This window comes from Vibrio sp. 10N.222.54.A3, from assembly GCF_041474095.1.
In the GTDB taxonomy this organism is placed as follows: Bacteria; Pseudomonadota; Gammaproteobacteria; order Enterobacterales; family Vibrionaceae; genus Vibrio; species Vibrio crassostreae_C.
Map to the genome: position 1 here is coordinate 26,953 of NZ_JBFRTN010000078.1, position 9,338 is coordinate 36,290.

The 9,338-nt window shown below is 41.2% G+C and carries 10 protein-coding genes; 4 read left to right on the forward strand and 6 right to left on the reverse strand.

Features of this window, described 5'->3' with window-relative positions; genetic code table 11:
• The first annotated feature begins 273 nt into the window (after positions 1-273).
• From AB4507_RS16880 to AB4507_RS16895, 4 genes are all read left to right on the forward strand, one after another.
• Positions 274-1,407 carry a hypothetical protein gene (locus tag AB4507_RS16880; protein WP_136987190.1) on the forward strand — a complete coding sequence of 378 codons (1,134 nt, stop codon included), beginning with the start codon at positions 274-276 and terminating at the stop codon, positions 1,405-1,407.
• Positions 1,408-1,483: 76 nt separating this feature from the next.
• Entirely contained in the window at positions 1,484-1,780 is a 297-nt protein-coding gene (locus tag AB4507_RS16885; RefSeq protein ID WP_136987189.1) for a hypothetical protein, read from the forward strand.
• Between the two features lie 469 nt (positions 1,781-2,249).
• Positions 2,250-3,275 carry an EAL domain-containing protein gene (locus tag AB4507_RS16890; protein ID WP_136987188.1) on the forward strand — a complete coding sequence of 342 codons (1,026 nt, stop codon included), beginning with the start codon at positions 2,250-2,252 and terminating at the stop codon, positions 3,273-3,275.
• Positions 3,276-3,281: 6 nt separating this feature from the next.
• On the forward strand, positions 3,282-3,425 hold the full coding sequence (locus AB4507_RS16895) for a hypothetical protein (RefSeq protein WP_154723897.1): 144 nt from the start codon (positions 3,282-3,284) through the stop codon (positions 3,423-3,425).
• A 302-nt stretch (positions 3,426-3,727) separates the two neighbouring features.
• Here AB4507_RS16895 and AB4507_RS16900 read toward each other — a convergent pair whose 3' ends face one another.
• From AB4507_RS16900 to AB4507_RS16925, 6 genes are all read right to left on the reverse strand, one after another.
• Complete coding sequence (locus AB4507_RS16900) at positions 3,728-3,964, reverse strand: hypothetical protein (protein WP_136987187.1); 237 nt, start codon at positions 3,962-3,964, stop codon at positions 3,728-3,730.
• A 493-nt stretch (positions 3,965-4,457) separates the two neighbouring features.
• Positions 4,458-5,375 (reverse strand): hypothetical protein, encoded by a 918-nt coding sequence (locus tag AB4507_RS16905; protein WP_136987186.1) that lies wholly within the window; start codon positions 5,373-5,375, stop codon positions 4,458-4,460.
• A gap of 269 nt (positions 5,376-5,644) precedes the next feature.
• Positions 5,645-5,860 (reverse strand): hypothetical protein, encoded by a 216-nt coding sequence (locus AB4507_RS16910; protein ID WP_081231368.1) that lies wholly within the window; start codon positions 5,858-5,860, stop codon positions 5,645-5,647.
• Between the two features lie 89 nt (positions 5,861-5,949).
• Positions 5,950-7,293 (reverse strand): hypothetical protein, encoded by a 1,344-nt coding sequence (locus tag AB4507_RS16915; RefSeq protein WP_136987185.1) that lies wholly within the window; start codon positions 7,291-7,293, stop codon positions 5,950-5,952.
• Positions 7,294-7,296: 3 nt separating this feature from the next.
• A complete protein-coding gene (locus AB4507_RS16920; protein ID WP_136987184.1) occupies positions 7,297-8,718 on the reverse strand; it encodes a hypothetical protein in 1,422 nt (473 codons plus the stop codon).
• A 90-nt stretch (positions 8,719-8,808) separates the two neighbouring features.
• Positions 8,809-9,338, reverse strand: a 530-nt coding sequence (locus AB4507_RS16925; protein WP_372182999.1) for a hypothetical protein, incomplete at its 5' end; no start/stop codon positions are given.

Consider the following 9,338-nt stretch of genomic DNA (forward strand, 5'->3'; position numbering starts at 1 on the left):
TTTTCTAGATCACATATAATTGTAATTATCTGAGATCTAGAAAATGTGCAATTTATGGCTTTAAATCTACGCGTGATTATCCTGATATTCAATTTATCTGAGTTAATTACAGTGTCACTTTTATTGGAGGGTAGAGGGGCTAAAATTCTAACAACAACGCATCCAGTAAATGAACGGTACATTTTTACTGTGCTTCGCTTCACACGACAATTATCGAACATCGAACAGGTGTTCGTTCGTTCTAGACGTTCGACCAATGTTCGATTATAATGAATGACATCGAAATCTGAACTTGAGTACCATCTAATGAGCGACATCAGCACACAGAAAGACCTTACCGCAGATCAACTACAACGACGCCAACGTGTTTTTGAAATTTGTGATTCGCTCTTCGTTAAAGGCGAGAAAACCAGTGTTCGCAATGTCTTATCAATGATGCCGGACGTTAAATCTACCTCCACGATTAACGTGGATGTCCGTGAATGGAACACTCAAGCTAAGAACAAACGAATGGACCTCTTCAGAGAACGAGGCTTTAGCGATGAATTTGTTGAATTGTTTTCAACTGAAATCACTCGATTAAGCGCCGCTAAAGATGCAGAGCACAATGCCGAAGTTCTCATGTATAAAGATGAAGCAGATCTGGCCAATGAACTCCTTTTGAAGACGGAGGGTGAGCTGGAGTTAGCCGGTGTTAAGCTTGAAGAATCAAACACTACAATTTCATTGAAAGACAAAGAGATAACCAAGCTTACAACCGAACTTGCGCAAAGCCAAAAGAACTGTGAAGGTATTGAACAACGGCTGACGGATGAGATTGGTGGCTTGCAGGACAAGTTGAATAATCAAAAAATCGATCTTGATAAGGCTCAAAGCCAAGTGGCCAAGACTGAGGTCAAACTCGAAAACCAAGAGACACTAATAGGCAACTTAGAAACTCAGCTCAATGAATGTCGAAACAAGATATCCGAACTAAGTGACACTGTGACTCAGAAATCCGGAGAAATCATCAGGTTCGAAACTCAGGCTCAGGGCGATATTCAACTGATCAAAGAATTACGTGAGAGTCGAAACAAATTCAGCACTGACCTAGCAGAAGTTGAAGCGGAATACATTACAACAAAATCTGAAAACGCACGCCTAGCCAGCGAGTTAGAGCAAGCAACGATAAGGTTTGGTACTGCATCAGAACGACTAACCTCTCTATCAGATCAGTTTACTGAGCTACGTATGTCTAACAGTCAAAACATTAGTACCATCGAAAGACAAGGTGCCTTCAGTAGCCGCCTAGAGGATGATGTTAAGCGTCTTACTCAGCAAAACGAAAGTCAAAAAGAAGAACTAGCGAATAACCAGACCATCATCAAAGAACTTGAGGCCAAAAACCTTCAATTGGGTAACAATTAGGTCATATTCATTCGACACTCATTTTTCTATTAGATGGTGTACAACCATATGTGTACTCATCTAACTGGAGAGAATTATGAGAGCGACAACAAGCTTGTGTGATGTGTTCCAGGACACTAAATTTTCGGCAATCAAAGACAATCTCCAAGACATTGCAGAAATCAATCAGAAGTTTCATGAGCAATTTCCCCACTATGGCCATCAACTGCGTGTTGCGAACGTCAACGGGGGCAGCATAGCTATTGAAGCCCCAAACAGTATGGTACTGACGCGTTTAAAGTTCGATAAGCAACAAATTCTTGCTTGGGCTGAGAAGATTGATTCAACAATCACTAACTTGAAACTGTCCGTTAACCCTACTCTTTATAAGTAGTGAGGATCAGAGATTCATGACGAAGGATCAGTCAAGCGGCGAAAATCGATTGTCTATTTGACAACAATGCAGCTCGTCCCACCTAAGATGAGTTTGTGGCAATATAATGCGCCATGACAACGTATTGACGAATCCACATGAAAATGTGGCAGAGTGAAAGTCGCCTAACAGCGACTTTTTCATTTCTACAGTAAGTTGCTCTACTCTATTAAGTCGTTCAAAAGATTCTATACATCCGATGCTTGAACCCTGCAGACTTTAAACCATTCACTCAAATCAACTTTGTGTATTTATCCACCAGCAACTAACAAATTTTGTGGATATCTAACTACCCTATAGAGCTCAGAGGCTTAAAACCGATATTTGTACAATCTATGTATGAATTTAAGGGCCTTATTTGCACACTTATCATTAATATTAGAGTTCAATTGATTGGGACATGAAATGAACCTAATCGAGATAAGTAGCTATGACTAACTCAATACAAAATGAATATGAGAAGGAAAGGAACGTACTTGCGATATCTCTGTGTATGCCTTTACTAGCTACCGCTTGTCTAGCTGGGCTCTTGATTGGAAAAGGTAAAGTAGAGCTTTCTATCTTTCAAGAAGTAAGCGTCATTATGGCGTGCAGTGGGTTTATCATTGGGATCATCTTTGGCAATCGACTCGTTCTAACTCAAATGCAAAAAGTAATCACGATTCGCGAGAGAAATAACCAAGTACTGCGTATTAACACTGCTTTAGATAATGGTGACATCAAACCGTATTTTCAAAGTAGAGTTTCACAAACAAGTGGAAAGATAACGGGCTGTGAAGCACTGGCACGTTGGGAATGCCAAGGTTGTGTTATCCCACCTGCAGAATTCATCCCCTTCTCGATCAAAGAAGGCTTAATTTCAGAAATAGACACCGAAATCGCTGTACAAGCCATCGAACAATTAAAGGTTTGGCTGATAACAAATAAAATCACTGACGATTTCACTTTATCGTTTAATGTTGCCGCCGACACTCTACAGTGTACTGATTCAATCAAAAAAATTGCCAATGCTTTGAGTACAGTGGTCAATGAAAGGATATCAATAGAAATAGAGATTACAGAACAAACAAAAATTGAAACCAATGACATGATGCTCAGAAATATCGAGCTCCTGAAACAGTCGGGAGCCGATTTAGCTCTGGATGACTTTACTGCAGGTCACAATAGTATGACTATGTTGACGACCATCAAGTTCGACACAATCAAGTTCGACAGAAGCCTCATTACCTTTAAAGTCAATGATACAAGATCGCAGGAGATAAGCATTAAAGTGCTAGAAAACTTTGTCATCCTGTCTAAGCAGCTGGGGTTGAACACCACTCTAGAAGGGATAGAGACACCAGAAGCACTACAACTATACCAATCTTCAGGTATAGAGAGTTTTCAGGGCTTTTTATTTTCAAAGCCCTTGTCTTCCAATGACTTCGAACAACATTATACTAATTTCAACCATTAACACACGATGCCTAATGGAAGTTCCAAAGGTGGATTGGTCAATGTCAGTGGTCGTTTTGTATTGGCTCATGGTGACGCAAGATTAACGCTATCCGCTAATGAAGTAGAACAAATGACTAACTTGATTACCAACGCGTCTTGGTACGGCTAACGTAGAGGGAAAATGATGATAAAACGTATCAAATTTAATGTTTTAGGATGTGGTATGAACACGAGAACGTCAGCTAACTAACTTCTTGTGGATGTCGCACATGAGCGATTGAATAACTGGTTAGTTGAACAAGCAGTTTCTATTGTCAGTATTGAATCTATTTATGAGACTAAAATTGACACTGGCGACAGTAGATTTATTTGCCTACGACTTTGGTATGCTGACTAAACTGTAACCCACCACTAAGGCAAGAAAAGGAAAAAGTAACTGATGACCGAACTGGTGGGTGCTTTCAAAAACGTTTAGTTAACTGGCTCACTATCTTGAAGATCAGCCTTCACCGCCCCATCGACCAAGAGTACAGACACCGAATAAATAGACTGTTCAATGTTGCCATCTTCATTCATCCGTTCATAACCACCGATAGTCTTGTCCCCGTGCTGTTCTACCAATTGGCTCAGGGATTGTTGGTTCAAACTGCCCTCGCCTTCTTGCACTGATTCAGACGCGACAACTGACACAGAGACAGTGAAAGACATTGAGGCTACCAAAAAAAAAGCAAATTTCGAATTCATACATTTAATCTCTAATGGTCAAACATACTTGCTATATACAACAATTTACGAAAAGTTTAGTTCTTGCTATAGCAATTAGACACATGGCCAGTATGAAATATCTGAATTAAAGCGTTATCGCTCTTGGCTGTCCATATTGTATACCCAAATGAACTGGGCCTAGCTTCTAAAGACCAATCGCTTTGGATCTCATATACGAACCTTGGTGTTTTTATGAAGGTGAGTAGCGAATGGCGATAGTAAGTTTCAACCGTGTCCTCTTTGATTTCTACAAATTCAGTCCAAGACAGGCAGACGGCAAGTAGGCAAAGAGATATCACTTCTTGCACCGGTGCGTGGTAACTATGGGATGAGCTGACCAGTGAGGTGTAAAACATAAACCCAATAAGGACAATGACCCAGCCTCTTACGAAATTTAAAACAGGCACCGTCGCTTGATATTTTGCATTAAAAATAGTCATTGAATTAACTCCGCAATACGTTGATAAGAACCTGGAACCTTACGACTAAACCAATCGTAACGATGTACTTTTTGATCTCGGCTAAATACGTAATCTTGGCTTTTGGTTTTGGTCCACACTGCAACCACCGATTTCGATTTGAATTCATCACTCAGAAACTCAATCGCTCTCGGGGTCATAAAATTTGGATTGATAAAATATGCAGATAGGCCCTTAGACCAACACATATCTATAAACAGTGGATCATCTGAGACAAACACTCGCTTGGTTTTGTTAGTGCCTTTTGTGTAAGACCGGATGAATGGTGATCTCGCGGAGCTGTATCCATTGAGTTTAATGAACACTAAGCGACCTTTGTTAACGAACAATAAGATGGGTTCGCCTTGAAACTCAGTGATGGCATCAATAACGGCATTGGGAACCCAACCGTTAACAGCGTTCACATATTCGATAAATTGTTCAGCGTCTGGAATACAGGATAGATGGTCAGGCACATTGCGTTCATCCACTGAAAGCCCCCACTCTTCCACTTCTTTTGGCAAGACTCTCATTCTCGCGATGTCCATAACGATATCCGTGAATTTGATATCTTCAGGTGTGAGTTCACGGTAAATGTCAGCAGGTATATTCAAACCGGCTAGGCGACATAATTCTATAATGGCGCGATGTGGTGTTACTGAGTGGTCGTTTGAATAGGCGTCGATAATCGAAGTAGGTCCACAAGACTCACAGTTGAAACTGCCAGTGCCTAAAAAGTGGGTCCCCTTGTTTCCACAGGAAGGGCATAACAACTCGACCATTTCACCAGCACCTAATCTGGGGACCAAGTGACCAAAGGCTTGATCGATTGTTTCTTGGGTCATCTTTGGGAATAGATGCTCTTTCAAATATCCATTAACTAGATCGGAATCCATACGCATCTCCGTTTCATTCATTTACACCGAAGGTAGTAAAGAAAGAATGGAGCAATAACGCGATAAAATGGTTAAATAATGAAAGATATTTGGATGTTTATTAGGTGTGAAGGAGTAAAGAGGTGTCGAGGTAATGAAGATTGAGACTGGATAATTAAGTTTCCATTTTAACCTTTAGAGTAAAACTGTTGAATGTAGATCGCTTCAAACAGCATAATATTTTCCCTACTTGTGAAGCACATTGAAGGGAATGCAACGCGCAGCAGTCATTAATCATCGTCACCTTCAAAGGCTTTGTCTCGATCCATCTCATTTGAAAGCCAATGAACATATGGAAGACCTCCAAACAGTTTGTCTTCTTCTCTTTCAGGGGATGAATGACGATGAGATACGCCACGTCTCCTTACTCCAGAATTTTTGCGTCGGTTGTTCTGCATTCTATTACAAAAATCATCGTGGCTTTGTTGCTCAGTTCTTCGTGACATATTGTAATCTCCTGTTGTTGCATATTTTAGTTATACAACAAAAAAGCTACTAATGAATATGTTCCGTACCCAAATTGGTGGGAATGTATTTAGAAGTGTTGTATTGCTCGGTCTAGACAGTCGCCGGTATCCGCATTACAACCGATGATCACATTCTCACGGTATCGCGTTGAATCGTTGCCAAAGGCTGGCAACATTGCGCCCTGTGACACCCTACGAGGCTTTTTCTGGTGGGTAGCATCAAGTAAGCCATTGATATCCATATACGCTTGCCATTGCTTAGGCGACATCTGAGCGTATTGTTCCGGTTCTATGCCAATAGTGAGACGACTGGCCGCTGACCTACTAGCCGACATCGCAAAGTGTTCTATTTCTTTATCCGCCAATTCAACTGAATATTGGTATTCGAATTTGTCCCAAATACAGTAAGAGTAACTATCCACTTTTGTTTCTTTTGGTACAGGTTCACCCTTGAAGCTACCAACTCGTGCAAATCTACTTTGTGAATAAAGCGGAAGTGTAAGTTTCGTGTCACTTTCATATAAAGCCTGTAGAACCGGTGAATGAAATTCAAAGGAGTTCGGTTCAATACAAAGCTGTCGCACTTTTAGCTGGTGGCCATCATCAAAGTGATTTCCTAGACTGATGCGAGAAGAAACATTTCCTTGATGCACCACTCGGTGGTACATGTCCATTGCATAACCGTTACTATCTATAATTGCAGCTAAACGAGAATCAAAGTCATGATTGCCATATGAGCTACCTCGTGAACGTAATGTAACCTTCACTCTGTTACTAGAAATGCGCTCGATACCTTCAACTTGAGTAAAGATAATGAAATCCGAATAATGCCGTGCAATTTCAGTCACAATTCGCATTGACTTAATATCACGTTCCACCAACTTGCTCTCATGAAGCTGCAGCTTTAGCGAATTAATCAAATCAGACTGTTCACCACGTTTACTCAAACTCTCGATCTGAGAAGACAACATCGTAATGCGCTTTCGAAGAGGATGACCAGGCTCCCTATGATATTGCTCCAGACTTCTTCTTAAAACTTCATCATTCTTTATCATTTCAAGCTGAGACTGGAACTCTCTTCTGTCTATATCCACATTGACTGTCAGTGATACACATTTAAAATCAGCACCAGTGCAGTTATTCACTGATTGACTAACTACATCCACATCGGCTACTAGAGGTAGTAGAACCTTCAATGTCTCTAGATAAGTTCCGTTATAACTTTGACTCGTCTTTACATAACCACGTAGATCCGCTTTAGAGACAGCTAAAAACGCAGCTTCATCTTTCAATTGCTGAAACAGAGCCTGCGTTACTTGATCTCTCGGAACTACGCGCTCTACAGTTGCGTCGAATGGCTTTGCAGTCACTAGGCTAGACATTAGAAACAACAAAATAAACATACGTCCCATACATCACTCCTCCACTGTTAACGAACTCAAAGCAGTACCATACCCTGCGGTCTGTAAGCCCACGTATGGAACAACAAGAGGGTACGTTGGTTGATAGCGCTCAATTCTGAATGGGTATCTCATTCCGGCTGCGACTTTAGAGAAGGCAACATGGGGTTCGCCATTAAGCATCAACATGAATTGTTTAGGGGTTATAACCTGTGAAGAACACACCGCATCAATGCATCCTTGTCGGATCGTATTAATCTCATCTGTATAACGTGACTCTATCCATGCTTTATCAAAGTTGGAATCAACGAGAAGCCAATCATCAATATTAGTTTCATCCCCATGGAAATCCGTGGCTACCTCCCGGATACGAACAGTACTAAACACCGTCACATGGGACCCCAATAAAGTTGCCTGTTTTGTATCTTTAGGAAACACCAATTCTCCATTAAGCAATTCACAATAGGTTGGTATCCCTGAACGCTTGAATACTGAATCAGATTCGGAACCTTTTTCGTAATAGTACCCACGACCTATATGGACTATCTTTCCTGACACGTTGATTGCTACTTCTGGCTCTCGGTGAAACAACTGAGCTGTTGTCAGCGATTGATGTGATAAGTAATCATCTGCCGATGCGAATAACATGCAATGGTACTTAGCCCTAAATTCGACCTGCTCTATGGACAGCTCTGGGACACTCATCTTCATAGTCACATACCGAGTATCAGAGATTAAAGATGGAACGGCTTTTACCAGATCATTCATCTTCTCAGAACCAGGTAGGACAAACGAATAGGCAATGTACTGAGACGTTGATGGCTCACCTATTGAGTCAAACACAGGCACCTTATTCAGCTTAACTTCTTGTGGAACGAACCCCGTATCCTTAAATATCGTAGATACCTTGATACGTTTAACAAGCTCCTTTTGTTCCTTTGCTCTGAGCCTTAACCACTGAGAATAGATTCCGTCTTCTGCGCGGAACTCAATTGGTAACCGAGAGTGGCGTGACTCTATCAATGTAAATTGGTTTAGCTGCGCACTTAGTACATCTTTGGGCTTTGACTCAAGTTGCGACATGCCACTAGCACTGTTATGAAGGCTTTGAGTGATAGCCTTAGCAATTTGTTTATCGACTATCAATTTAATGGTTGTTTCTAAGCAAATGCCAACATCGCATTCAACTTTATCCTGAGCTAAGACAATAAGTTTCTGAATGGATGGCTGGTAGGAATACACAAGTCCATATTTGTCTCCCTTGGAAATGGTTTGCTCAACTCGTTCCAATGCATCAACTTTAGCGGCTTCCACACCTAAAGCTTCTAAGCCAACCGTAGTTTGCGCATCCATGATTAATAAACTTCTCCCTGAAACCTCATATGCTTCAGAAACGAACGACATGATCATCAATGCGATTGTGGAATATATCTTCATTCGGAAACCTAAAAAAACCCTATTGGAGTTTGTATACACCAATAGGGTTTAGTTATTAGAAATATCGATTAAACGTCATCAATATGGGCATTATGTTAGTTTTGTGTCTTGATCATAATTCACGTCACCATCGATTTCTCCTACTGAACCTCCAAAGCCAACTACAGTATCAAGCTTGTCGCCATTGATAATTTCATCGGCGTCCATTTCAAGATTTGTCTTGTCGCCAGTAGTTAAAGCTGTCGCAATATCCAACTTATTAGAGTTGTCTCCTAAGTTTGCGTCAGACGTACTTGGGTCCATATGTCCATCGTTTGGAGCGTCAAATCCTGTTGATGCTAGTTGAGTACCACTTTCTCGCATCATAGAGTCATGTTCTGCACCATCGTTAGGTGCTACCGATGTGTCAAACTGGTTAGGAGTATCCATCGCTACTTGCGTACCCGATAGCTCAGTGCTTTGCTGCTCTTCGGCTCCAGATACTGGCGCTTCAAAGCTCGTTGACGCCAAGTGTTGTTCACCCTCGCCCATAGTTGAGTTCATTTCTCCACCACCATTTGGTGCTACCGATGTATCAAACTGGTTAGGAGTATCCATCGCTACTTGCGCTTCAAACTGTT